A 23,835-nucleotide genomic window follows, 5' to 3' on the forward strand; every position below is an offset into this window, starting at 1 on the left:
CACTTTGAAGTTCCAAAGATACCCTGTAGTCCCTATCGGATAACAGCTCCGACTATTCCCACATCCCCAATTATTGGAAGTGACCGACAACCACATCGGACATGACCTACGCAAACGCTATTGCCAACCAGCTCCATCAGCCTATTATCAATCTGCCACCTCAATAACGAGGTGATAAACATCAACAACAGACAGGTAATATGAACATGGAAAAAATCAATCTTGAGCACCAAACTTCCGTTGGGTTCCACGTGATGCTCGGAACCTCAAAATAAACCCTGAGAAAGGCTGGGTCGACGCCCGCTTTCGGCCCAGCCTCAAATAAAGGGGGTCTATTTCATGTATATCAATCCGAGCCTGCTCGTTTTAATAAAGCCGCCTGCCCTGGTGATTTGGAACTATCAGTCACACGAGCAGTACTCAATAGACAAACATCATTCAAGCCGACTGATCGAGCTTATCGAAGCTCCCGTCCGCTTCGATCCGACACACCCGATTGATTCGACGCTCCTGGCCACCGGCATTCTCAGTGAAACGCCCTTTGCCGCCAACGACTGGGGCTGGGATGACCTGTCGCGGATTTTCCATATCGGCACCAAGGATCTGCTGCCAGGCGCCCGCCTGCAAAATGCCGAGGAATGGGCCAGGCACTATCTGTCCGAGTGCCAGGAGGTCATGGGCCGTCCAGCGCCAGAACCGCATCGATATGCCAGTGCATTACCCCAGGACATGATTTATCTGCCGACGCCTTGCGTCGATAAAACCACCGACTTCAAAAACGTATTGCTGGAACGAAAAACCTGCCGTGACTTTTTCAAACAGAGTGTTTCGCTTCATACGCTCAGCCATCTTCTCTATCTGTCACTGGGCTATTTGAAAGAGCGCGAAGGCGACTGCCACGCCTCAATACCCCAAGCATTCAAAGCCCGTCGCAGCAGCCCATCGGGTGGGGGACTGAACAGTACCGAAGGTTACTTGTATGCCTACAATATAAAGGGGCTTGGCCCCGGTTTTTATTATTATCACCCCGACAAACATGCCCTGACCTTGATAAAGCGTATCAGCGCGCCGTTGGCGACGTTCGTACAAGATCAACACTTCATCAACAACTTGCCTCTTGGCCTGTTTATCACTTCTCGTTTCGACAAGATGTGGTGGAAGTATCCACACTCCCAGGGTTACCGGGTTTCACTGCTCGAAGCCGGGCATATTTCACAAACCCTGCAACTGACCGCCACGGCCTTGGGCATGAAGACCTGGGTGACGGCCGCCTTGAGCGAAGAAAAAATCGAACAGGCCCTCGGGTTGAATAACCTTTGTGAACAACCACTGCTTTTTGTCGGAGCCGGTTACAGCAACGGAGAGGCTCTGTGCGATGAACTCAAACAGCTACTCGCCGCGGAAAGCCACTGATGCAAGAGCCCTCCCCAGCCCTGGGCGCCGCCGGCTATAAATACTCCTGCCTGCTGCTGCTCAGCTGTATATCGCTGATCAGCTTTTTCCCGCTCAATGTCCTGCTGCCGGCCTTTCCTGCCCTGGCCGAGCAATTCAATACCTCGACGACCGGCATCGCCTTGGCGATCAGCCTGTTTACGCTGGTGTTCGCCTTCTCACAGTTTGTCGCCGGGCCGCTCTCCGATAAATTCGGCCGCAAGGAAATCCTGCTGGGCTGCCTGGCGATTTCCTGCCTGGGCTCCCTGGGCTGCACTCTGGTCCAGGACTACACGGCCTTTCTGTTTTTTCGCGGTGTCCAGGCACTGGGCTGTGGTTTTTTTGTGCTGGGCCTGGCCCTGGTCGAAGACCTGTTCAACCCGGCGGACCGCGCGCCCATCCGCATTTACTACATGAGTTTCAGCGGCCTGTTCGTGGCCCTGTCGCCCCTGCTGGGCTCCTGGCTACAGACATCTTTCGGCTGGAAAAGCAGCTTCTACGCCTTTTCCTTTATCGCAGCGGGTATTTTCCTGCATGCACTCTGGGTTCTCCCCGCAAGATCCGCACAGCCGTCCCGAGGAAACCCATCGATACGCCAGTCCATAAAAACCGTCCTGAGCCACGCCGACTTCCGCCGTTACTGGCAGATAGCAGCACTGGTGTTTTCCGCCTACTTCGCGCTGATCAGTGTGTCGCCGCTGATTTTCATGGATGACCTGAAGCTCTCCGAAGTCCAATACACCCTCGTCCTGTTTATCTATGGCCTGGCCTATCTGTGCGGCGGCCTGCTCGCCTCCACACTGCAAAAACGCCTGGGTGTTCGAGCGCAGATCAATACGGGCCTGATCCTGTTGGGCGGCTCCGGCCTGCTTCTGCTACTGATCATGCAACTGCAGATTGTCTCGACCGCGACCCTGCTTCTGCCCATGTGCCTCAGTGCCATTGCCGTTACCGTCACCCGCCCTGTGGCCATCTCGGCGGCGATGCTGCTGTTCTCCGCCAACGCCGGCACGGCGGCCTCGACGGGCAACAGCCTGATGTTCATCGCCGCCGCCGCGACCACTGCGGTCGTGGCCAAGGCAGGCGTCGACTTGCTGTCGGCCATCGCGGCGGTTTTCATTATTTTCAGTGTCTTCGGCCTGCTGAGCAGCGCCCGGCTCAATCGCTGAATCGCCAAACGCAGCCCGGAAACACAAGTGCCCCCTCGAATCCAGAGCGCCCGGCTGAACCCAAGCTTCACACCCTTGAGCGCCCGCCCCATTCCTTCCCGCCGCCAGCGGTGTAGAATCGCGCTATTCATCGCCAGTCATCCCCCGGCGGGTTTATGAGCTCAGGCCCAGGCGCGCGGCGATCCCGCGAGGCCAACGGCAGCTTTCGGGCACCCGGCTATTTTTCGGTGTGCACCAGAGGCCCATAGAAGCTCACTTCCCTTTGTGTACCTGATTAGCCGCCCGGAGTGCTCCATGCCTGATTACCGCTCGAAAACATCCACCCACGGCCGCAACATGGCCGGTGCCCGCGCCCTGTGGCGCGCCACGGGGATGAAAGACGCCGACTTCAAGAAACCGATCATCGCCGTCGCCAACTCCTTCACCCAGTTCGTTCCCGGCCATGTCCACCTCAAGGACATGGGCCAACTGGTCGCCCGCGAGATCGAACGCGCCGGCGGCGTGGCCAAGGAATTCAACACCATCGCCGTGGATGACGGCATCGCCATGGGCCATGACGGCATGCTCTATTCGCTGCCGAGCCGCGAGATCATCGCCGACTCCGTCGAATACATGGTCAACGCCCACTGCGCCGACGCCATCGTCTGCATCTCCAACTGCGACAAGATCACCCCCGGCATGCTGATGGCCGCCCTGCGCCTGAACATCCCGGTGATCTTCGTTTCCGGCGGCCCGATGGAAGCCGGCAAGACCAAACTGGCCGCCCACGGCCTCGACCTGGTGGACGCCATGGTCATCGCCGCCGACTCCAGCGCTTCTGACGAGAAGGTTGCCGAGTACGAGCGCAGCGCCTGCCCGACCTGCGGTTCGTGCTCCGGCATGTTCACCGCCAACTCGATGAACTGCCTCACCGAAGCCCTGGGCCTGGCCCTGCCGGGCAACGGTTCGGCCCTGGCGACCCACTCCGATCGCGAACAACTGTTCCTCCAGGCCGGCCGTACCATCGTCGAGCTGTGCCAGCGTTACTACGGCGACAACGATGACTCGGTGCTGCCGCGCAATATCGCCAATATCAAGGCGTTCGAAAACGCCATGACCCTGGACATCGCCATGGGCGGTTCCACCAACACCATCCTGCACCTGCTGGCCGCCGCCCAGGAAGCCGAGATCGATTTCGACCTGCACGATATCGACCGCCTGTCCCGGCACGTGCCGCAACTGTGCAAGGTCGCGCCGAACATCCAGAAGTACCATATGGAAGACGTGCACCGCGCCGGCGGGATCTTCAGCATCCTCGGCGAACTGGCCCGTGGCGGCCTGCTGCACACCGACCTGCCGACCGTGCACAGCAAGACCCTGGCCGAGGGTATCGCCAAGTGGGACATCACCCAGACCAGCGATGAAGCGGTGCACACCTTCTTCAAGGCCGGCCCCGCCGGTATCCCGACCCAGACCGCGTTCAGCCAGTCGACCCGTTGGGAAACCCTCGACGACGACCGTGAAAACGGCTGCATCCGCAGTGTCGAGCACGCCTATTCGAAAGAAGGCGGCCTGGCCGTGCTCTACGGCAATATCGCCCTGGACGGCTGCGTGGTGAAAACCGCCGGTGTCGACGAGTCGATCCATGTGTTCGAAGGCAATGCGAAGATCTTCGAAAGCCAGGACAGCGCCGTGCGCGGCATCCTCGCCGACGAAGTGCAGGCCGGCGACATCGTGATCATCCGTTACGAAGGTCCGAAAGGCGGCCCGGGCATGCAGGAAATGCTCTACCCGACGTCCTATCTGAAGTCCAAGGGCCTGGGCAAAGCCTGCGCCCTGCTGACCGACGGGCGTTTCTCCGGCGGCACTTCGGGCCTGTCCATCGGCCATGCTTCTCCGGAAGCGGCCGCGGGTGGCGCGATTGGCCTGGTCCAGGACGGCGACAAAGTGCTGATCGACATTCCGAATCGCTCGATCAACCTGTTGGTCAGTGATGAGGTACTGGCGGCACGTCGCGCCGAACAGGACAAGAAGGGCTGGAAGCCGGTGGAAGTGCGTCCACGCAAGGTGACCACGGCCTTGAAAGCTTACGCGTTGCTCGCCACCAGTGCCGACAAGGGCGCGGTACGCAACAAGGCGATGCTCGACGGTCTCTAAGGCATATATATGTCAAAAAGAACCGGCGCCCAGGCGCCGGTTCTTTTTGAAAGCATGTTTCTGGAGCGTCGACAAGTTCATTACATGGCATCAAAACGCATAATATGCACGTTGTTTGTGCTCCCCGTATAGAGATCCATCACCTGCTTATTATTAAAGTACCCCGCTAACATTCTAATCATCCCATCGACACCACTAAACTCGGCCGCGCCCGCATTACAATCAAAGAAAACCGTCGAACCTGAGCGGCTACAAACAGCTGTTACATAATGACCTGGAATACCTATCAAGTAATATCCTGGCTCAGACATGATAATTCTCGATATCCGTTCCTGGCAGGGCCATGTCAAGACAGGATACATTTTCACAAATTTCAAGCCAACGACAGGTCCCAAGCGAGTACAGTTAATTGCCAATGCCTGAGCACTTGCCTGGCTAGCCGTCTGACCAACACCATCGACATGAACCTCCGCCAATCCGTTTTGAATCTTGAGCCCAAACTCTAGTAAAGCGGACCAACTATATGATTTTGCATCCGTCAAGCTACGCAGCCCATGCTTGGCATAGAGCCCCAAAAAAATCATGCTTATCCCGCCACAAATACCTTGGCGGATAATTGAACTTTGCTCGGCCCTGATCAGTTTTCCTTGACTGAATTTTTCTTTTTTAATGGCACCTGCAGACTTGGCCGCACACAAGAACACATTCGAAATACCCACAGCTTATCGCCTCCCAGCTCAACTCAGCTCATTTAAAACTGAACAGTATCCCTATAAAATCAAAAGCGTTATAGACGCAGCGACCCTGGGCCTGCTCCGTACACAACACGGTCTAAAGCTCGAAATAAATATTATTTAGTCCTCACCCGAACTTCAAGCCTTCCGTCAGCCACCCAAAAAGAAAAGCAATACTTAATATTTATAAGATAAGTCCGATTGTGAACTTCCCAAGTTTCAATTTATTAGTATCAAACAGCAACAACCCCTGGCAAATGTCTATGACAGTCTTCATCCATGCTTCCCCGTGTTCCGGTCACGTCACCACCTCCAAGCGCCAGCGGCTTATTCCAAAAACGATGGAAGCCATTCCATATCGATATTAAATCCATATTTATCAAGCTGTTAGGCTTACCGGTTCACAATTGCCGACCAGAGCAATTGGCACCTATCGTTTTCCGGAGCTTCAATGAATCTGCCGCTGATTCTCAACCTGCTGGTGTTCCTCGCCCTGCTGCTGGGCCTGGCCCAAACCCGTCGCACCACCTTCAGCCTGGCGAAAAAGGTGCTGCTCGCCCTGGTGTTGGGCGTGCTCTTCGGTATCGCCCTGCACAGCATCTACGGTGCCGGCAACCCGGTGCTCAAGGCCTCCATCGGCTGGTTCGACCTGGTCGGCAACGGCTATGTGCAATTACTGCAGATGATCGTGATCCCGCTGGTGTTCGCCTCGATCCTCAGCGCCGTGGCCCGCCTGCACAACGCCACGTCCCTGGGCAAGATCAGTTTCCTGACCATCGGCACGCTGCTGTTCACCACGGCCATCGCCGCGCTGGTCGGTATCGGCCTGACCAACCTGTTCGGCCTGACTGCCGAAGGCCTGGTCGCCGGCACCCAGGAATTGGCCCGCCTGCAGGTGATCCAGAGCGATTACGCGGGCAAGGTCGCCGACCTGAATGTGCCGCAGTTGCTGCTTTCGTTCATCCCGCAGAATCCCTTCGCGGACCTCGCCCGGGCGAAGCCGACCTCGATCATCAGCGTGGTGATCTTTGCCGCGTTCATGGGCGTGGCCGCGCTGCAACTGCTCAAGGATGATGCCGAGAAGGGCCAGAAGGTGGTGAATGCCATCGACACCCTGCAAGCCTGGGTCACCCGTCTGGTACGCCTGGTGATGAAGCTCACACCTTACGGCGTGCTGGCGCTGATGACCAAGGTGGTGGCCGGTTCCAACCTGCAGGACATCATCAAGCTGGGCAGTTTCGTGGTGGTGTCGTATATCGGCCTGGGCTTGATGTTCGTGGTCCACGGCCTGCTGGTGTCCCTCGCCGGGATCAACCCGCTGCGCTTCTTCCGCAAGATCTGGCCGGTGCTGACCTTTGCCTTCACCAGCCGCTCCAGCGCGGCGAGCATTCCGCTGAGCATTGAAGCCCAGACCCGCCGGTTGGGGATTCCACAGTCGATTGCCAGCTTTGCCGCCTCGTTCGGCGCGACCATCGGCCAGAACGGGTGTGCCGGGCTGTATCCGGCAATGTTGGCGGTGATGGTGGCACCGACGGTGGGGATCAACCCGCTGGATCCGCTGTGGATCGCGACCTTGGTGGCCATTGTGACCTTGAGTTCGGCCGGGGTGGCCGGGGTCGGTGGCGGCGCGACGTTTGCCGCGTTGATCGTGCTGCCGGCGATGGGCTTGCCGGTGTCACTGGTGGCGTTGCTGATTTCCGTGGAGCCGCTGATCGATATGGGCCGCACGGCGTTGAATGTCAGCGGTTCGATCACTGCCGGGGCGATTGCCAGCCAGGTGATGCAGCAGACCGACAAGGCCTTGCTGGAGGCTGAAGAGCATGGGGAGTTGGCGCAGGCTTGAGTCTTTAGGCGTCTGTACTAACGTCTTCGCGGGCAAGCTCCGCTCCCACAGGTTCTCGGTCGTACACAAGATTCGGGTACGACTCAAAACTCAATGTGGGAGCGGAGCTTGCCCGCGAAGAGACCCTCAAGACCATGCTCAGCCTCGGCACCTCTTAGGAACAGCGTTTAACGCTTTTCCCACACCTCGAAACTGAACGCCGGCTTACCCTCAGCCGCCGGGTGCGGTTCATCCGATACCAACTTCCACAGGCTCTCATCGATCTGCGGAAACCACGCATCCCCCTCCGGGCTCAGCGCCACACGGGTCAGGTACAACCGGTCCGCCTGCTCCAGCCCCTGGGTATACAACTGCGCCCCGCCGATCAGCATCAGCTCGCTCGCGCCCTGCTCCAGGGCCCATTGCTCAGCGCGCACCAGCGCCGCCGCAAGCGACGGAAAAACCTCCGCGCCTTCCAGCTGCAAACCGGCCTGGCGACTGACCACCAGGTTCAACCGGCCCGGCAATGGCCGTCCCAGCGAATCCCAGGTCTTGCGCCCCATGATGATCGGCTTGCCGAGGGTCGTGGCCTTGAAGTATTTGAAATCCGCCGGCAAATGCCAGGGCATGCTGTTGTCGACGCCGATCACGCGGTTTTCACCGAGGGCCGCGATCAGGCTTAAAGGGAGAGTTCTGTTCATGCCGCCGAGGATACCAGAGCCCATGGGCCGACTCGGACATACGCCGACAAAATTAACTCAGCCATTCCACAAGAGACAGCGGGATGCAGCTACCCGCCACAGCGGTTATGCTTCCAGCTCACTTGAGCCCAGGACGCCGCGTGACTGAACCGACTCCCCTGCACCGCCTCTGGCTGACCGAGACGGTGCGCCTGCGCGAAGAACAGGCAGGCCCGCTGGAAGACCTCGAAGCCAATCGCCGCGCCCGCGCCGCGGGGGGCGACCTGCCGACCCGCATCCAGAACCGCGCCCTCTGGCTGGCCGAGCGCGATGGCCTGCTCAACGCGTTGCATCATTGGTTGCAAGGCGCGCGATTGGCGCTGCTGGTCCTCGCGGTGCTGGTGATCGTCAGTGGCGCCGGCATGGCTTTCGCCGCCCTGGGCAACGGCCAGACGCCGGTCAATGTGTTCTGGGCCCTCGGCAGCCTGCTCGGCCTGAACCTGCTGTTGCTGCTGAGCTGGGCCCTGGGCCTGGTCTTCGCCGGTGAACACGCGGCCAGCTTTGGTCGCCTCTGGCTATGGCTCAGCGAAAAACTCGCCCGCGATGCCCAGGCCGCGCAATTGGCGCCGGCCCTGTTGCTGATGCTCCAGCGCCGACGCCTCAATCGCTGGGCCATCGGCTGCGTGGTCCACGGCCTGTGGTTGCTGGCCATGCTCAGCGCCCTGGTCCTGCTGCTGATGTTGATGTCGACCCGGCGCTACGGTTTTGTCTGGGAAACTACCCTGCTGCGCGGCGACACCTTTGTCGCGGTGACCCAGGCCCTCGGCGCCCTGCCCGCCTTGCTCGGCTTCAACCTGCCCGACCCGGAGATGATCCGTGCCAGCGGCAATACCGCGCTGAACCTGGAGAACGCCCGGCACGCCTGGGCCACTTGGCTGGTGGGAGTGCTGGTGGTCTATGGCGTGTTACCGCGCCTGCTGCTGGGCGGGTTTTGCCTGTGGCGCTGGCGCCGTGGCAGCCGCGCCCTGAGCCTGGACCTCAACCTGCCCGGCTACGCGCAACTGCGCGAACGGCTGATGCCCAGCAGTGAACGCCTGGGAGTCAGCGATGCGGCGCCCGACGCGCTGCACAACGCCGAGACCGGCACCTCCGCGCTGGAGAGCGAAGGCGCCTTGCTGGTGGCCATCGAGCTGGACAACCAGCGCCCCTGGCCCCCGACCTTGCCGAAAACCGTCAAGGACGCCGGCATCCTCGACAGCCGCGAGTCTCGGCATAAACTCCTCGAACAACTGACCCGCTTCCCGCCCGCACGCCTGGCAATCGCCTGTGACCCACGGCGCTCGCCGGACCGTGGCAGCCTCGGACTGATCGCCGAACTGGCCCGCAGCGCCGGCGCGACCCGGGTCTGGCTGCTGCAGGCGCCGCCCGGCCAGGCCCTGGATGCCGATCGCCTCGGCGACTGGCACAACGCCCTGCAACAACTGGAACTGCCCTTTGCCGACAGCGCTCCGCTGAACTGGCTGGAGACCGGCCATGACTAAAGCCCTGAAACTGGCCGTGGTCGGCCACACCAATGTCGGCAAGACCTCACTGTTGCGCACCCTGACCCGCGACGTCGGCTTCGGCGAAGTCTCCCACCGCCCCAGCACTACCCGGCATGTGGAAGGCGCGCGGCTGTCGGTGGACGGCGAAGCCCTGCTCGAACTCTACGACACCCCGGGCCTGGAAGATGCCATCGCCCTGCTCGACTACCTCGAACGTCTGGATCGACCTGGCGAACGTCTCGACGGCCCGGCCCGGGTCGCACGTTTTCTCGACGGCAGCGAAGCCCGACAGCGCTTCGAACAGGAAGCCAAGGTGCTGCGCCAATTGCTGGCTTCGGATGCCGGGCTTTATGTGATCGACGCCCGCGAGCCGGTGCTGGCCAAATACCGCGACGAGCTGAGCGTACTCGCCAGTTGTGGCAAGCCGCTGTTGCCGGTGCTCAATTTTGTCAGCAGCGCCGAACAGCGCGAGCCGGAGTGGCGTGAAGCCCTGGCCCGCCTGGGCCTGCACGCCTTGGTGCGCTTCGACAGCGTGGCCCCGCCGGAAGACGGTGAGCGGCGGCTGTATGAAAGCCTGGTGCTGTTGCTGGAAGGCGCCCGCCCGCAGCTGGAACGGCTGGTCCTCGACCTGGAGGCCCAGCGGCGGGCGCGGCGGCAGAGCGCCAACCGACTGATCGCCGAACTGCTGATCGACTGTGCGGCCTGTCGGCGCAGCGTGGTCAGCGCCGCCGACGCGCAAACCCAAGCCATCGGCGAACTGCGCCAGGCCGTGCGCCAACGGGAGCAACGTTGTGTCGAGGCTTTGCTCAAGCTCTACGGATTCCGCCGTGGCGACGCGGCGGCCGGCGACCTGCCGTTACTGGACGGACGCTGGGGTGACGATCTGTTCAACCCGGAAACCCTCAAGCAACTCGGTGTAAAGGTCGGTGGTGGGATTGCCGCAGGCGCAGCGGCGGGTGCTGGTATCGACCTGCTGGTGGGAGGTCTGACCCTAGGCGCGGCCGCCCTGGCCGGAGCCCTCGCCGGCGGCGCCCTGCAAACCGTCCGCGGCTATGGCAGCCGCCTGCTGGGCAAACTCAAGGGCCAACGGGAACTGACCGTCGACGACAACGTGCTGCGCCTGCTGGCCCTGCGCCAACGGCAACTGCTGCAAGCCCTGGAGGCACGTGGGCATGCGGCGATGGAGAGCATCAAGATGAGCCTGCCGGTGGATACCCGTTGGCGTGAGGGCAAGTTGCCCGAGGCCTTGCACAAGGCCCGGGCACATCCGCAGTGGTCGTCGCTCAACCCCCAGGCCCGGTTGAACCAGCCAGAACGCCAGGAGCAAATCGATTTGCTGTTACAGCGTCTGGCTGAGACCTGAAGCAGGACGTTCAGCTATACCACTTGAACTTCAGAAAGGTCCGGCCCATGGACTTGATCCACTCCTCTTCGGCCCGGCTGACAATACCCTCACCGTCGGCATCGAAATAAACCACCGAATCCAGCGTCCCATTATTGTCGGTGTCATGGGCCGAGGCCTTGAAGACCAGGGTCTGGTTTCTCGGCGTCCCCGTCCCTTCATGAAGATGCAACCTCACCACATTCGGTGACTTGTCGTGGTGGTAGTTCTCGGCAAACACCTTGATATAGCGCTGCCAGCTTTTCCCTCGATTGAACCAGCCAAGCTTCAGGAATTGGTTGGCAAAGGCCCTGAGCAGCTTTTCGTCCTTGGCGTTGTCCCTGCCATCACCATTGACGTCACCACCGAACTGCAAGTCCGTCACCCCATCGGCGGTCATATCGACCGACGCCGCCTTGAGCACCAGCTTGTCAGGCTTGCCGGGCACTTCCTCATAAAAGCGCAGCAACACCGTATCGGCCCGACCATTGCCGCTGCGATCCTGGGCGGTCATTCTCAAATAACGCATAAACAACTCCTTTCCATGTGAGCCACTACCCTAGTGCAGCGCATCTTTCAGCCACCAGACCAGGATTCCTGAGCCTGTGTACGAAACCGCGCCCTGTGCTGAGAGGCACGGCAACGCTCAGGACCACCCACCGCCCAGGCTCTTGTACAGGGCGATACGGTTGCTCACCTGCAACAAACGGGTCCTGATCAGGGCTTGTTGCGCCGTGCTCAGGCCGCGCTGGGCGTCGAGCACCTCAAGGTAGCTGTTCAAGCCATCCTGATGGAGCAGTTGCGCCAACTCGACGCGGCGCGACTCGTTCAGCACCAGCCGTTGCTGTGCATTGAGCTGCCGATTGAGCGGCTCGTTCGAAGCCAGCGCATCGGCCACTTCACGAAAGGCCTGCTGGATTGAACGCTGATACTCGACCACGGCGATATCACGCTGCACCTTCGACAGCTCGAGCTGCGTGAAGCGCCGACCGATATCGAACAGCGGCAAGGTCACGGCGGGGGTGAAGGACCAGCCCTTGGCCTCGCCGGAAAACAGCTCGCTCAACTGCGGGCTGCTGACACCGAAGAAGCCGGTCAGGGAAATGCTCGGCAGAAAAGCCGCCCGGGCGGCACCGATATTGGCGTTGAAGGCCTTGAGCCGGGCTTCGGCGGCGCGAATATCCGGGCGTCGCACCAGCAACTCGGAAGGCAGGCCCGGGGCTATTTCCGGTAACTGTGGCCCTTCGCTCCACTCCCCGGAGGACAGACGCGCGGGATCAAGCGTCGTGCCCACCAGCAACTCCAGGCGGTTCAGCGCCAGCCCCTGTTGACGCGCCGCGTCGGCCATCTCGGCCTCCAGGGTCAACGCCAGCGTATCGGCCTGACGCAACTCCAGTTCGCTCGCCAGTCCCAATTCCTGGCGGCGGCCGATCAGCCGTTTCGACTCGCCCGCCCGCTCCAGCAACTGTCGGTTCTGCCGGTGCAATTCAAGATAGGCACGGTGTTCGTAGTAAGCCGTCGCGACCTCGCCGACCAGACTGATCCCCACACTCAGGGCATCTTCTTCACGGGCCACCAGGCGTTGCCCGGCTTCGGTTTTCAACGCCCGGACGCGGCCCCAGAGATCCAGTTCAAAGGCGGTGATCCCCAGCCTGAACTGCCCTTGCTCGCGGATCACCGCCTTGCCAGTGGGCGAGTCCGCGGCGGAAATCTTCTGCCGTTGCACCGAACCGTCGATCCCGCCACTGGGCCATTGATCGGCGGTGGAAATCCCATACAGCGCCCGGGCCTCGTCGATGCGCAGGACGGCCACCTGCAGATCATGGTTATGGACCCGCGCCAGCTCGATCAGCCTTTGCAGCTCGGGGTCGGGAAAGACCTTGTGCCAGTCCGGTAACGGCACGGCATCGCCCTGTGGACTCGCGTCTCGCCAGTGCTCGACCACGGTTGGCGACGGCTGCTGGTAATCGGGAATAAACGAACACCCGGCCAATAGCAGGACAGCCAGCGTCAGCCCCGGGCTGCGCCTCATCATCCGAGCCCCCGCCGTTGCAGCAGACCCGGCAGTCCCGAGGACTTCTCCTCCGAAGTCTTTTGCCGCTGATAGAAAGCCTCCAACCGCGACAAGTAGAACCAGTGCTCGGGAGCCTCGGCAATAAACGACTCCATCGCCCGCGCCCATTGCGCCTGCATATCCGGTGCGGCGGCCCGGGTGATCCACCGAATCACATGCAGCTCACCGCAGCCGCCAAGCTCGGCACGATGCCCTGCCAGCAGCACGTCGCATTTCATTTTCGCCGCCAGGAACATCGGCCCCTTGACGAATTGCGCGGCGCGGCCGAACAGGTGGCCGTCCACCGGCTCGCCGGAACGTACTCCACCGAAACTCACCGGCAGGTCGGCAAAGATGATCACCTGGTCGCCGCGCTTCAGCGCCCGGGCAATCGCCAACGCGGTCTTTGGCGCGTTGCTGTCGAGAATATCCACACGATGCCCGAAGGCTTCCAGGCTCTTGAGGGAGCGCCGGGTCAGGGGATCGTTGAAGTTCCAGATCGGAATGATGAAACGCTTCGGCGCCGGGCAACGCTCGATCATGCAGGCCACCGCCATCCAATATTCCCCGGTGTGCGCCAGCACGATGATGGTCGAGCGCACCCGCGTACGCGGCCAGTGTTGCTGCGGATCGTTCCAGGCAATTGCCCGAATCCAGGCCCGCAACCGCTCGGGATAATCGCGAGGGTAAAGCACCTGGTAGATCGCGCACTGCAACTGGATGGCGCTGTAGCGACAAGCCACTAGCCGACAGGCGCGGGGCTCCAGTCCAAACAATTCGAGGTTCTGCCGGCAGACGTTGTAGTCCGGGCCGCGCCACGCGGAGGGCAGCCGCAGCAGCATGGCCGGCAACAGCGGCAAGCAACGGTGCGCAACCTTCAGCCGAAAGATCAGCGCCAGTCCTTTCACCAGGCGCGCCCGCAACCCGACCTTGCAGCGCATCCACCACAGCCAGCGGCGGATCGGCCAGCCCGGACGAAACGGAGTCATCGAGCCGCGCCGCTCAACGGCCGCAAACACCCCTGGTGCATCAGCAACACCCTGTCGCAGGCCAGGGCCACGGCCTTGTCGTGGGTCACGATCACACACAGCATGGGCAAGCGGCGCACGGTCTCGATAATCACATCGCGGGCACTGGGGTCCAGATGGGAAGTCGGCTCATCGAGCAACAACAGTTCCGGGCGCCGATACAGTGCCCGGGCGATCAACAGGCGTTGCTTCTGGCCCGAGGACAATTGCACGCCCATGGGTCCGAGCAAGGTATTGAAGCCATTGCTCAGTTTCAGGATGCTTTCCAGCAACCCGGCCTGCTCGACACAGCTCTGCAAACGCGTGCCGTCCAGCGGGTCGCTGTCCATCAGGATGTTCTCGATCACCGTCCCGGCGATGATCTCGTCGTGGGCCGTGACATAGGCCACGCTCTGGCGGTAGCGGCGCAAACCGAAATGCCGCATCGCCTGGCCGTTGATCCTGAAGCGCCCGGTGTCCAGGGCATAGAACCCGGCGAGCACTTTCAGGAAGGTGCTCTTGCCGCAGCCCGAAGGGCCGAATATCGCGATGCGTCGGTTCGGGCTTTCCAGGTTGAAACTCAGGTCCTCGAAGGTCGGCCGGTCGAACGAGCTGTAGCGAAAGCGCGCGCCTTCGATCTGGATCGAGCGCAAGGGTTGCTGCTGGCCAAGGGGATCGGCGCTGTACACACTCGACTCCACCTGCTCGACCGGCTCATCGACGATTTCCTCGACCCGCTTGAGCTCGACCTTCACCAGCCGCAGGTTCATATAGCTGTCGACCACCTTCAGCGCGCAGCCCATGAACATGTCCTTGTAGAGGACAAAGGCGAACAGGTCGCCGACGCTGTTCTCGCCGTGGAGCACGGCCAGCGCACCGAGGGCGCTGACCAGCAGCGAATGGCCATGGGACAACCCTTCGTGCACCACCTGGTTCATCGCCTGCAAACGCTGGACGCCGGCGCGGGCCATTTCGGTGTCGGTGTGCTGGTTGCTCCAGTTCGCCAGCTTGGCCGCTTCGTAGTTGTAGAGCTTCATCGACTCGACATTGCCCAGGGTGCCGAGCAGGGTCACGTTGCGCGCCGTCTCGGCTTCGATCGAGGTCTTGTGGTGTTTCTCCATGACCGGCAGGGTCACGCCGCGAAACAGAAAGAACAGCAGGCACAACAGCAACGACAGGGCCGCCAGCTTGGCGTTGATCAAAGCCATCAGTGCGAGAAACGCCACGCCGAAGGCCAGGTCGATGGATATGTCCATCCAACCGGCGGTGAACTGCACGAAGGCTTTGTCGGTGGCCTGGGTCCGCCGCAGGATATCGCCGGGGGCGCGGCGCTCGAAATAACTCACCGGCAAGCGCAGCAGCCAGGCGATCACCCCGGTGGACAGGTCCTGGCTCAGGGCAACGCGCAGGCGCATATCGAGGACCGCCCGCAGCCAGGCGGCGAGGCTCTTGAACAGAAAGATCCCGCCAAAGACATAGAGGATCAGAAACAGGAAATCCTCGTCGTTCTTCGCCACCACTTCATCGATGGTCAGGGAAAACAGCTTGGGCGCGGCAATGGCTCCGAAGTAGCCGACCACCGACAGCAGGCCCATGGGCACCAGGTAACGCAACAGCCAGGTGTTCTTGCGCAGCACGCCGAGCGGGCCGAAGGTACCGGGAACACGCCGATGGACCTGGGTGGTGAAGCCCAGCCCCGGCAGCATTTCCAACGCCGCTCCGCTGAACATCGACAGCGCTTCTTCCCAGGTATAGAAACGCCGCCCCACCGCCGGATCGACGATATGCAGTCCTTGGCGATTGGTGGATTGCAGCACGACGAAGTGCATATTGTTCCAGAACAGGATCGACGGCGTGCGCAGTTGCCGCACATCGTGCAGTTGCAAGCGCAGCGGGCGGCAGCTGAAACCCAGCTCCTCGCTGACCTTGATCACCTGGAACAGCGACATGCCGTCCCGCGCCACCCGGTAGCGCTGGCGCATCTCGCGCAAGCTCAGGGCCTTGCCGTGATAACCGGCGACCATGGCAATCGAGGCCATGCCGCATTCGGACATTTCGTCCTGGAGAATCACCGGGACCGTGCGCTGGAACAACTGCCGCGAGCGGGCCAGGGCCTCGCGCAGGGATTGCTTGAGGCGGCTCATGCGGATTTATCCACAGGCCGCGCCGGGGTGCCCAGCGTCGGCAGATAATCCGGATTGCCCGCCAGCCCACGGAGCACCGGCAGGAACAACCACTCCATCAGGTTCAGGCGTTCCAGGCGCAACGAACCGCTGAGGGTCATGCCGTCCTTGAGCCAGTCCTGGCGGATCTTGGTTCGTGGGTCGGAAAAGTCGAGCTTCACCTCGGCGCGATAAGTCGGCCCCGGTTCCTCGCCATCGGTCCTGGCACCGGGCGCGGCTTCCAGGTAGGTACTGGCGGTGCTACGGACAATATGCCCCCTGATCACGCCATAACGCTCATAGGGAAACGCATCGACCCGCACGATGACTTCGGTACCGGCGCCGGCAAAACCGATGGCCGCCGGACTGACATCGAGGACCACCACCGGCGCCTCGTGCAGCGCCCGGCTGATGCGCAGCAACATCATCGGCTGGCCGCCCTGGGCACGGGCGCCGGGGAACACCGAGACAGCATCGACCACGCCCTCGACGGGGGACAACAGGACATATTCCTGGCTCTTGTTGAGGTTCTCCAAACGCTCGCGCAAGTCATGGCGTTGCCGGGCGAGATCGCTGAGGCGGCTGCTGAGAGTGTGATCGGCTTCGCTGCCGCGCTGCTCCAGTTCGAGGATCCGTTGCTGCGCGCTGGCCTGGGCCAGGTCGTTATTGGCCAGGTCCTGGAGCACCGCCTCGTGCTTGACGATCGCCTCGTTCAGCGCCGCCACGGACACCGCGCCTTCGGCCGCCAGGCGTTCATGACGCTGGCGATTTTCCTGGGCAATCGCGGCCCGACGCTGGATCGAGCGCTTGATGGTGGCGGTGAGTTGCAGATCCTTGTGCAGTTGTTCGATCTGCAATTGCAGGAGTTTTTTCTGGGTTTCATGGGCCGAACGGGCCTGGCGGTCATCGCCCGTGGCATCGTCCAGCAAACTGCCCAGGCGCTCGGCGCTTTGGGCGGAAAGGGGTTTGTCGCTGCCTTCGTTGAAGCTTTCCGGCTCCAGGGTGCGGATACGCACCAGGGGCTGGTCCTTGCTCACCGAGTCGCCAGCCTCCACCAGCACTTCGCGGATATGGGCGGGGCGTTCACTGGTGATGCGCACCACATCGCGGGTCAGGATCCGGCCCGGGACATCTTCTTTCTTCGCGTAGTTGCCGATAAACAGCAGGACCAGGCCACCGGCGAAAAACAGGCAGACGAACCAGGCGAAGACCACGGGTGCCAGCGCCGTTCGCGGCGCGACCTTGCCCAACTCAAGCATAGGTGAACTCGTGCATGGCAACCGACGCGACAGGGCTCGCGCCAGTGAGGGAATACAGCTCTGAGGACACAACGCACCCTGTAGGAACCGGCTGGCTGGCGACGCGACCGCAAGGTCTCGCGTTGCCCATCCGGACGCCATCGCCGGCAAGCCGGCTCCTACAATGGGCGATAGCTATCGCCCTGGCAGCGGGATCAGCTGGCTTTCTTCAGGCCTTCGGAGATCCAGTCGACCGCTTGGTCGAGGAGCGGACCGAAATCGGTGAAGAACCCGGAACCACGAACGTCCTGGGTCTCTTCGAGGGTCATTTCCTGAAGGGTGTTTTCTTGTTGGGTTGCTTCCAGCATAGATGTAGACCTCGGCATTATTATTGGATGAAGACAACATCGAGTCGTGCGGCGAGAGCACCGTCGAATCGAACTTTCAGACAGCTCCGCAACGGCGCGCCGTGCTTGAACTGCGAGAGTCATCTTCAGCCAAGGTCGTATTTATTTATATCCGAATAGTCTCTGGCATCCCACGTCAAATCCGCATGGACCTGTGGTCACTTTTCCAGAATCAACGTAGGAACTTCTCCGCCTTGTCGCGCAACAGCCGCAGATCAATCACCGGCACGGCCTTGAGCTTGGCCTGCTCGTCCCAATGGCGCATCCGCAGGCTCACGGCACACAGCGGATCCTGCTCGAACTGCCGAGCCTCTTCTTCCGTCATGACACCGCCCTGGTACTCCAGGGTACGCCGGCTCGCTTCGCTCAAGCAGTCGTAGTATCCGGGCTCACGCAATGTCAGAAAACGCTTGGCCTGGACGTGATATTCCACCAGTCGCGCCAGCCGTTCGCTGAAGCCCGCCCGACGCAGATAGTCCGCGCCGAGGCGCTCGTGACTGACCACGCCATAGCCGCCCATATCCCCCGTCGGTTGCTCGCCGGACGGGCAGATATGCCCGATATCGTGGAAGAACGTCGCCAGCACCACTTCATCGTCGAAGCCCTCGGCCAGCGCCAGCTGCGCGGCCTGGGACATATGCTCCAACTGGGACACCGGCTCACCGATGTAGTCGGCGCTGCCGAACTGCTGGTACAGGCCGAAGACCTCATCCAGCACCTGCTCGACGGGCTTCATGCCGACTCCCCCAGCAAATGGGCGATATTGCCTTCGGCCAGGGCCGGACCGACGCTCATGCCAACCCCGGTGTGCATCAGCGCGGCACTCACGCCCGGCACGGCCTGGAGGAACGAAAACGGTCCCGGCCCCTTGGAGCCGTAGACTCCCTGCCAACGCTCCAGCACCTGCACCTTGCAGCCCAGGGTCTGCTCGGCCAGTTCCAGCAGCCAGGTATCGACCTGTTCGGCATTGAACGGCGAGGCATCGCTGCCGTAGTGGTGGGAGTCGCCGATGATCAGGTCGCCATAAGGCGTCGGGCTGATCAGCAGGTGGATACCGTGTTCATGCAGGTGCGGGCTATCGCGCAGGATCTCGGCCTGGACGGCCGCCGCTTCCGGCAGATCGGCAAAGGCGCCGTAGTGCACGCAGCTGAGGCCCGTGAGCAGCGCGTGTTGCAGGTTCAGCTCGACCTGGGGTCGGGCGCGGAGCATTTGCAGGCGGCAGATGCCCGGTTGCAACTGGCTGATGGGCTCGGCCAGCAGGGTCTGATAATCGTGGCCGGAACAGACGATGATCTGTTCCCCACGGAAGGTGCCGGCGGTGCTGTGCAACTGGCCGGACTCGACTTCGCGGACCAGGGTCGAGAAGTGGAAGGTCACGCCCAGGTCCCGTTGCAGGTACTCGATCAGCGTCGGGATCGCTTCGCGGGAATAGAGCTGTTGGTCGTCCAGACCGTGCAGCGCGGCGCGGTGATGGCTGAATTGGCCGCCGTAGAGATCGTTCAGCGCCGCGCCGCGCAGCAGTTCAACGCGGTAGCCCTGTTCCCGGGCGCGACCGGCGCAGAAGGCGTCCAGCAGATGTTCTTCGGCTTCGGTACGGGCGAACAGGTACGAGCCGTTGCGCTTGAGGGCGAAACCGGCCTGTTGTGCCCAGTGAGCCCAGATATCGCGGCTGGCGCGGGACAGCTCGGACATGATGCCCGGCGGCTGGCCGGTGACCAGGGCCTGGCCGAAGTTGCGCACCGAAGCGCCCAGGGGCGTGGCGCTGCGCTCGAAGACCGTGACCTTGAGGCCGCGTCGGGCGGCGGCGTAGGCGTGGGACAGGCCGAGGATTCCAGCGCCGACGATAAGGATGTCGTTGTGGTTTGTCATGAGGTGGGTCCTGAGGGGAATGGCCGCTGCGCGGTTCGCGGGCAAGCCCTGCTCCTACAGGTTCGCGTCGTACGTACATGATGTGTCCGACACAGACTTGTAGGAGCAGGGCTTGCCCGCGAAGAAGCCCGCGAGTCAAGCAAGGATGTTACTGAGGCAACTTCTCCGACTTGCCGTCATAACGCTTGCGCCATTCGGTGAGGATTTCGTCGCGGTTCTTCGACGCCCAGGCAAAGTCGTTCTTGATCAGGCGCTGCTCGTAGTCCGCCGGCAACTCGGTCTGCGGCTTGGCAATACCTGGCTGTGCCAGCACGGCGAAGTTTTCCTTGTACAGCTCCATGGCCGCAGGGCTGGCCGAGAAATCCGCCAGCTTCTTCGCCGCCTCTTCATGGGGGGTGCCCTTCATCACCGCAGTCGCCTCGATCTCCCAACCCAGGCCTTCCTTCGGCAGGATGATGTCCAGTGGCGCGCCCTGACGCTTCAGCTGCACCGCCGGGTATTCGAAGGAAATACCGATCGGGAATTCACCCGACGCCGCCAGCTTGCACGGCTTGGAACCGGAGTGAACGTACTGGCCGATGTTCTGGTGCAGCTCATCCATATACTTCCAGCCCTGCTCCTGGCCGAAGGTCTGCAACCAGGCGCTGACATCCAGGAAGCCGGTACCGGACGAGGCCGGGTTCGGCATCACGATCTTGCCCTTGTACTCGGGCTTGGTCAGGTCCTGCCAGCTCACCGGTTTGGTCAAATGCTGCTTCTCAGCTTCGACGGTGTTGAAGCAGATGGTCGCCGCCCAGACATCCATGCCAACCCAGGACGGCGGGTTCGCCGCATCGCGATAGTGGTTGCCGATCTTGCCCAGGTCCTTGGGTGCGTAGCTTTGCAGCATGCCCTGCTGATCGAGGATCGCCAGGCTGGAAGCCGCCAGGCCCCAGACCACGTCAGCCTGCGGCCGCGCCTTCTCGGCCAGCAGCTTGGCGGTGATGATGCCGGTGGAATCGCGCACCCACTTGATTTCCACGTCCGGGTTGGCCCCTTCGAAAGCTTTTTTGTAGGCGGTCAACTGCTCGGACTCAAGGGCCGTGTACACGGTCAGTTCGGTTTTCGCGGCAAAGGCATTCAGGCTGAAAGCAGTGAGGACAGCAGCGGCAAGAGCCAGGGGCTTGAACATGGTGCGGTTCCTTGATGAGTGTGGTTGGGTTGGGCAAATGGGTTGTGGCGGGATCAATGCCCGGGCTCGGTCTGCCGCCAGGCCTGGGAGCGGCGCAACACGCCGCGCGACGCCCAGGCCAGCAGCAGCGAGACGGCCACCGAGGTAAACAGGATCAGGCTCGACATGGCGGCGGCACCGCCGACATTGCCGGCGTCGTCCATGTTCAGCACCGCCACCGCCGCGAGGATGGTGTCGGGGCTGTAGAGAAAGATCGCCGCCGACACCGTGGTCATCGCCGAGACGAACAGGTAACGCACGATGTCGAGCAACGCCGGCAGACAGATCGGCAACGTGACCCGCAGGTAGTGCCGGTAGAGCGGCGCCTTGAGCGACAGGGCGGCGGCTTCGAACTCGTTGTCGAGCTGGCGCAACGCGGTGGTGGCGGTCATCTGCGCGGTGGTCAGGTAATGGGCGATGGTGCAGACCACCAGCAGGGTCATGGTCCCGTAGAACACATTCAGCGGGTTGCCGTTGAGGTTGAAGAAGAACACGTAGCCCAGGCCCAGGACCAAACCCGGGACCGCCATCGGCACGAAACCGAGGATGCGCAAGGCCAGGTTCAGGCCGCGTTGGCTGCGGGTTTTCTCCATCAGGTAGGCCCCAGTGAAAATCAGCCCGCTGCCGATCAGCGCCGTGCTCAGGGCCAGGGTCAGGCTGTTGCGGTAGGCCAGCCAACCGCTGCCGGTGGTCGCATTGAAGGCGTAGTGACTGAACGACAGCGACAGGTTGTACGGCCAGAACTTCACCAGCGACGAGTACACCGCCATGCCGAATACCAGCAGCAGGGCCGCGCAGATCAACAGCACGATCGCCAGGTAGCAGGCGTCGCGGCGGCGTGACGGTGCCGGTTTGAATACCTGGGCCCGCCCGCTCATGGCCTCGCCATGACGGCGGCGCAGCCAGGCATCGACGGCAAAACTGAACAGCGCCGGCAACAGCAGGATCATGCCGATCAAGGCGCCACGCCCGAATTGCTGCTGGCCGACCACCGCCTTGTAGGCTTCCAGCGCCAGCACCTGATAGTCGCCGCCCACCACCACCGGCACGCCGAAGTCGGTGATGGTCAGGGTGAATACCAGGCAAAAGGCGGCGAATACCGCCTGGCGGCTGGCCGGCCAGGTGATGCTGTGAAACGCCTTCCAGGGACTGGCGCCCATGCTCGACGCGGCGTCGAACAACCGCGCATCGGCCAGGGACAAGGCCGAGATCAGGATCATCAGGGCATGGGGAAAGGTGTAGATGACTTCGCCCAGGACCATGCCCCAGAAACCGTAGATATTTTCCGACAGCAGGCCACGCAGCAGGCCCTGGTTACCGAACAGGTAGACCAGGGCGATACCCGGCAGCATCGACGGGGCCATCAGCGGCAACAGGGACAGGGCGCGCCACAGGGATTTGCCGGGAATCAGGGTCCGTTGCAGGGCGTAGGCAAACAGATAGGCCAGGGGTACGACGATGGCCGCCACACTGAGGGAAACCTTCAGGCTATTGCCCAGCAGCCAGTGGAAATTGTCGCTGTTCACCAGTTCCTTTGCCGCGATCCAGCCACCGCCCTGCCCGGCTTCACTGCTGAAACCGCGCCAGAAGATCGCCAGCAATGGCAGCAGCACCGCCACGCCCAGCAGACAGAGCCAGAGCAGCTTGCCGCCGACCACGAACAGACGGTCGCCGAGGCCGACCCGGGCAGTCTTCACGCTCGACTGCCGGGACAGGGCCAGGCTGATTTCAGCGGCCATCTCAGGCAAACACCTGGAGGCTGCGCGGCGGCAATGCCACCCAGATATCCGGCGCACCGAGGCGTGGCATGTCCTGCGGACCGATTTCGGCCAACAGCGCATGACCGGGCAACTGGTTGAGTTCGAAGCTCATGCGGCAGCGATTGCCGAGGAAGGTGATCTCGCGAACCCGGGCCGGAAACAGGTTTTCCTCATGCACCGGCGGGTTGACGTTGATCGCCTCGGGGCGGCAGAACAGCCGACCGGAAGCCGCCCGTGCGGTGCCATCAGCCAGGCGCACATCCATGCCACCGACCCGCGCATGGCTGTCGCTGCTGCGCTGGAACGGCAGCCAGTTGCCCTGGCCGACAAATTCGGCGACGAACGGCGTGGCCGGCCTGTCGTAGATTTCCTGGGGCGTGGCGTACTGCTCGACCTTGCCGTTGTTCATCACGGCGATGCGGTCGGCCATCAGCATGGCCTCGTCCTGGTTGTGGGTGACCATCAGGGTGGTCACGCCGAGGTTGCGTTGCAGCTGGCGCAGCTCGGTGCACAGATGCTCGCGGACCCGGGCGTCGAGGGCCGACATCGGCTCATCCAGCAGCAACAACGAGGGCGCCGGGGCCAGGGCGCGGGCCAGGGCCACACGCTGTTGCTGGCCGCCGGAGAGTTGCCCGGGGTATTTCTTTTCGCTGCCGAGCAGGCCGACCAGTTCCAGCATCTGACCGACACGCTTGCGGGTGACCTCGCGACCGCTGCCGGCCAGGCCGTAGGCGATATTCGCCTCGACCGTCAGATTCGGGAACAGCGCGTAGGACTGGAACAGGATGCCGTAGTCGCGGGCTTGGGGTGGCAGATCGGAGACATTGCGTTCGCCGAGGAACAGCTCGCCGTCGTCCTGACGTTCAAGGCCGGCGATGCAACGCAGCAAGGTGGTCTTGCCGCAGCCGGACGGGCCAAGTAGACAGACCAACTCGCCGGCGGCCACGTCCAGGGAGACGTTGTCCAGCGCGGTGAAGGCGCCGAAGCGCTTGCGCACCCCACGGACCTTCATCGGGGCGCCGGGGTTGGCCAGGGCGTTGGCGATCGAGTTGTTCATGGACGGACCTCATCTAGCGGATGAGGGTCATGCTAGGGAGGGAATGCGTAGGCTATGTGGCAATGAGGCCAAAGTTGCCGATAGTGGTATTGGTAGATTTGGGTTTGAGGTATGGGTTGTCTGGACTGACGCCTTCGCGGGCAAGCCCTGCTCCTACAGTCCGGTGTCATACACA

The 23,835-nt window shown here is 62.1% G+C and carries 19 protein-coding genes; 6 read left to right on the forward strand and 13 right to left on the reverse strand.

Annotation, left to right across the window (positions count from 1 at the left end; all coding sequences use genetic code 11):
• Positions 1-339 precede the first annotated feature (339 nt).
• From M5C71_RS31135 to ilvD, 3 genes are all read left to right on the forward strand, one after another.
• Positions 340-1,413: a SagB family peptide dehydrogenase gene (locus M5C71_RS31135; RefSeq protein ID WP_248769518.1), complete on the forward strand. Its 1,074-nt coding sequence runs from the start codon at positions 340-342 to the stop codon at positions 1,411-1,413.
• On the forward strand, positions 1,413-2,600 hold the full coding sequence (locus M5C71_RS31140) for an MFS transporter (RefSeq protein WP_103494468.1): 1,188 nt from the start codon (positions 1,413-1,415) through the stop codon (positions 2,598-2,600). The genes M5C71_RS31135 and M5C71_RS31140 overlap by 1 nt, the downstream gene beginning before the upstream one ends.
• A gap of 294 nt (positions 2,601-2,894) precedes the next feature.
• A complete protein-coding gene (gene ilvD, locus M5C71_RS31145) occupies positions 2,895-4,736 on the forward strand; it encodes a dihydroxy-acid dehydratase (protein WP_248769519.1) in 1,842 nt (613 codons plus the stop codon).
• 80 nt (positions 4,737-4,816) lie between these two features.
• On the opposite strand, the gene M5C71_RS31150 is transcribed toward ilvD, so the two are convergent.
• Positions 4,817-5,455 (reverse strand): hypothetical protein, encoded by a 639-nt coding sequence (locus tag M5C71_RS31150; protein ID WP_248769520.1) that lies wholly within the window; start codon positions 5,453-5,455, stop codon positions 4,817-4,819.
• Between the two features lie 466 nt (positions 5,456-5,921).
• Between M5C71_RS31150 and M5C71_RS31155 the strand changes: the two genes are divergently transcribed.
• Positions 5,922-7,313, forward strand: coding sequence for an L-cystine transporter (locus M5C71_RS31155; RefSeq protein ID WP_248769521.1), 1,392 nt, complete (start codon positions 5,922-5,924; stop codon positions 7,311-7,313).
• A 167-nt stretch (positions 7,314-7,480) separates the two neighbouring features.
• Here the strand turns inward: M5C71_RS31155 and M5C71_RS31160 are convergent, their stop codons facing one another.
• Positions 7,481-7,993: a dihydrofolate reductase gene (locus M5C71_RS31160; RefSeq protein ID WP_248769522.1), complete on the reverse strand. Its 513-nt coding sequence runs from the start codon at positions 7,991-7,993 to the stop codon at positions 7,481-7,483.
• 140 nt (positions 7,994-8,133) lie between these two features.
• Between M5C71_RS31160 and M5C71_RS31165 the strand changes: the two genes are divergently transcribed.
• Complete coding sequence (locus M5C71_RS31165; RefSeq protein WP_248769523.1) at positions 8,134-9,513, forward strand: DUF2868 domain-containing protein; 1,380 nt, start codon at positions 8,134-8,136, stop codon at positions 9,511-9,513.
• The gene (locus M5C71_RS31170; protein ID WP_248769524.1) at positions 9,506-10,879 is read left to right on the forward strand and encodes a DUF3482 domain-containing protein; all 1,374 of its coding nucleotides are present in this window, start codon (positions 9,506-9,508) and stop codon (positions 10,877-10,879) included. The genes M5C71_RS31165 and M5C71_RS31170 overlap by 8 nt, the downstream gene beginning before the upstream one ends.
• 10 nt (positions 10,880-10,889) lie before the next feature.
• Here M5C71_RS31170 and M5C71_RS31175 read toward each other — a convergent pair whose 3' ends face one another.
• The 11 genes from M5C71_RS31175 to M5C71_RS31225 form a co-directional block, all read right to left on the reverse strand.
• Complete coding sequence (locus M5C71_RS31175) at positions 10,890-11,426, reverse strand: hypothetical protein (protein ID WP_177100974.1); 537 nt, start codon at positions 11,424-11,426, stop codon at positions 10,890-10,892.
• Positions 11,427-11,543: 117 nt separating this feature from the next.
• A complete protein-coding gene (locus M5C71_RS31180) occupies positions 11,544-12,932 on the reverse strand; it encodes an efflux transporter outer membrane subunit (protein ID WP_248769525.1) in 1,389 nt (462 codons plus the stop codon).
• Complete coding sequence (locus tag M5C71_RS31185) at positions 12,929-13,939, reverse strand: hypothetical protein (protein WP_248769526.1); 1,011 nt, start codon at positions 13,937-13,939, stop codon at positions 12,929-12,931. Before M5C71_RS31185 ends, M5C71_RS31180 begins: the two co-directional genes overlap by 4 nt.
• On the reverse strand, positions 13,936-16,101 hold the full coding sequence (locus M5C71_RS31190) for a peptidase domain-containing ABC transporter (RefSeq protein WP_248769527.1): 2,166 nt from the start codon (positions 16,099-16,101) through the stop codon (positions 13,936-13,938). Before M5C71_RS31190 ends, M5C71_RS31185 begins: the two co-directional genes overlap by 4 nt.
• On the reverse strand, positions 16,098-17,378 hold the full coding sequence (locus tag M5C71_RS31195; protein ID WP_248769528.1) for an HlyD family efflux transporter periplasmic adaptor subunit: 1,281 nt from the start codon (positions 17,376-17,378) through the stop codon (positions 16,098-16,100). Before M5C71_RS31195 ends, M5C71_RS31190 begins: the two co-directional genes overlap by 4 nt.
• A 194-nt stretch (positions 17,379-17,572) precedes the next feature.
• Positions 17,573-17,725 carry a hypothetical protein gene (locus M5C71_RS31200; protein WP_177100966.1) on the reverse strand — a complete coding sequence of 51 codons (153 nt, stop codon included), beginning with the start codon at positions 17,723-17,725 and terminating at the stop codon, positions 17,573-17,575.
• Positions 17,726-17,936: 211 nt separating this feature from the next.
• Positions 17,937-18,500, reverse strand: a complete 564-nt coding sequence (locus M5C71_RS31205) for a phosphonate degradation HD-domain oxygenase (RefSeq protein ID WP_103494478.1) — start codon at positions 18,498-18,500, stop codon at positions 17,937-17,939.
• Positions 18,497-19,633 carry a TIGR03364 family FAD-dependent oxidoreductase gene (locus tag M5C71_RS31210; protein ID WP_103494479.1) on the reverse strand — a complete coding sequence of 379 codons (1,137 nt, stop codon included), beginning with the start codon at positions 19,631-19,633 and terminating at the stop codon, positions 18,497-18,499. The genes M5C71_RS31205 and M5C71_RS31210 overlap by 4 nt, the downstream gene beginning before the upstream one ends.
• Positions 19,634-19,781: 148 nt before the next feature.
• Positions 19,782-20,804 (reverse strand): putative 2-aminoethylphosphonate ABC transporter substrate-binding protein, encoded by a 1,023-nt coding sequence (locus tag M5C71_RS31215; RefSeq protein ID WP_103494480.1) that lies wholly within the window; start codon positions 20,802-20,804, stop codon positions 19,782-19,784.
• A 53-nt stretch (positions 20,805-20,857) separates the two neighbouring features.
• Positions 20,858-22,582 carry a putative 2-aminoethylphosphonate ABC transporter permease subunit gene (locus M5C71_RS31220; RefSeq protein ID WP_248769529.1) on the reverse strand — a complete coding sequence of 575 codons (1,725 nt, stop codon included), beginning with the start codon at positions 22,580-22,582 and terminating at the stop codon, positions 20,858-20,860.
• 1 nt (position 22,583) lies between these two features.
• Complete coding sequence (locus M5C71_RS31225) at positions 22,584-23,660, reverse strand: putative 2-aminoethylphosphonate ABC transporter ATP-binding protein (protein ID WP_152736781.1); 1,077 nt, start codon at positions 23,658-23,660, stop codon at positions 22,584-22,586.
• Positions 23,661-23,835: the final 175 nt, after the last annotated feature.

This window comes from Pseudomonas sp. MWU12-2345 (genome assembly GCF_023242385.1).
GTDB classification, from domain to species: domain Bacteria; phylum Pseudomonadota; class Gammaproteobacteria; order Pseudomonadales; family Pseudomonadaceae; genus Aquipseudomonas; species Aquipseudomonas gingeri_D.

Excerpts from the sequence above, each read along its gene's own strand:
- M5C71_RS31215 (WP_103494480.1), bottom strand. The coding sequence starts at position 20,804 with ATGTTCAAGCCCCTGGCTCTTGCCGCTGCTGTCCTCACTGCTTTCAGC.
- M5C71_RS31195 (WP_248769528.1), bottom strand. The coding sequence starts at position 17,378 with ATGCTTGAGTTGGGCAAGGTCGCGCCGCGAACGGCGCTGGCACCCGTG.
- M5C71_RS31225 (WP_152736781.1), bottom strand. The coding sequence starts at position 23,660 with ATGAACAACTCGATCGCCAACGCCCTGGCCAACCCCGGCGCCCCGATG.
- M5C71_RS31200 (WP_177100966.1), bottom strand. The coding sequence starts at position 17,725 with ATGCTGGAAGCAACCCAACAAGAAAACACCCTTCAGGAAATGACCCTC.
- M5C71_RS31140 (WP_103494468.1), top strand. The coding sequence starts at position 1,413 with ATGCAAGAGCCCTCCCCAGCCCTGGGCGCCGCCGGCTATAAATACTCC.
- M5C71_RS31220 (WP_248769529.1), bottom strand. The coding sequence starts at position 22,582 with ATGGCCGCTGAAATCAGCCTGGCCCTGTCCCGGCAGTCGAGCGTGAAG.
- M5C71_RS31160 (WP_248769522.1), bottom strand. The coding sequence starts at position 7,993 with ATGAACAGAACTCTCCCTTTAAGCCTGATCGCGGCCCTCGGTGAAAAC.
- ilvD (WP_248769519.1), top strand. The coding sequence starts at position 2,895 with ATGCCTGATTACCGCTCGAAAACATCCACCCACGGCCGCAACATGGCC.
- M5C71_RS31190 (WP_248769527.1), bottom strand. The coding sequence starts at position 16,101 with ATGAGCCGCCTCAAGCAATCCCTGCGCGAGGCCCTGGCCCGCTCGCGG.
- M5C71_RS31175 (WP_177100974.1), bottom strand. The coding sequence starts at position 11,426 with ATGCGTTATTTGAGAATGACCGCCCAGGATCGCAGCGGCAATGGTCGG.
- M5C71_RS31170 (WP_248769524.1), top strand. The coding sequence starts at position 9,506 with ATGACTAAAGCCCTGAAACTGGCCGTGGTCGGCCACACCAATGTCGGC.
- M5C71_RS31155 (WP_248769521.1), top strand. The coding sequence starts at position 5,922 with ATGAATCTGCCGCTGATTCTCAACCTGCTGGTGTTCCTCGCCCTGCTG.
- M5C71_RS31205 (WP_103494478.1), bottom strand. The coding sequence starts at position 18,500 with ATGAAGCCCGTCGAGCAGGTGCTGGATGAGGTCTTCGGCCTGTACCAG.
- M5C71_RS31185 (WP_248769526.1), bottom strand. The coding sequence starts at position 13,939 with ATGACTCCGTTTCGTCCGGGCTGGCCGATCCGCCGCTGGCTGTGGTGG.
- M5C71_RS31180 (WP_248769525.1), bottom strand. The coding sequence starts at position 12,932 with ATGATGAGGCGCAGCCCGGGGCTGACGCTGGCTGTCCTGCTATTGGCC.
- M5C71_RS31135 (WP_248769518.1), top strand. The coding sequence starts at position 340 with ATGTATATCAATCCGAGCCTGCTCGTTTTAATAAAGCCGCCTGCCCTG.
- M5C71_RS31210 (WP_103494479.1), bottom strand. The coding sequence starts at position 19,633 with ATGACAAACCACAACGACATCCTTATCGTCGGCGCTGGAATCCTCGGC.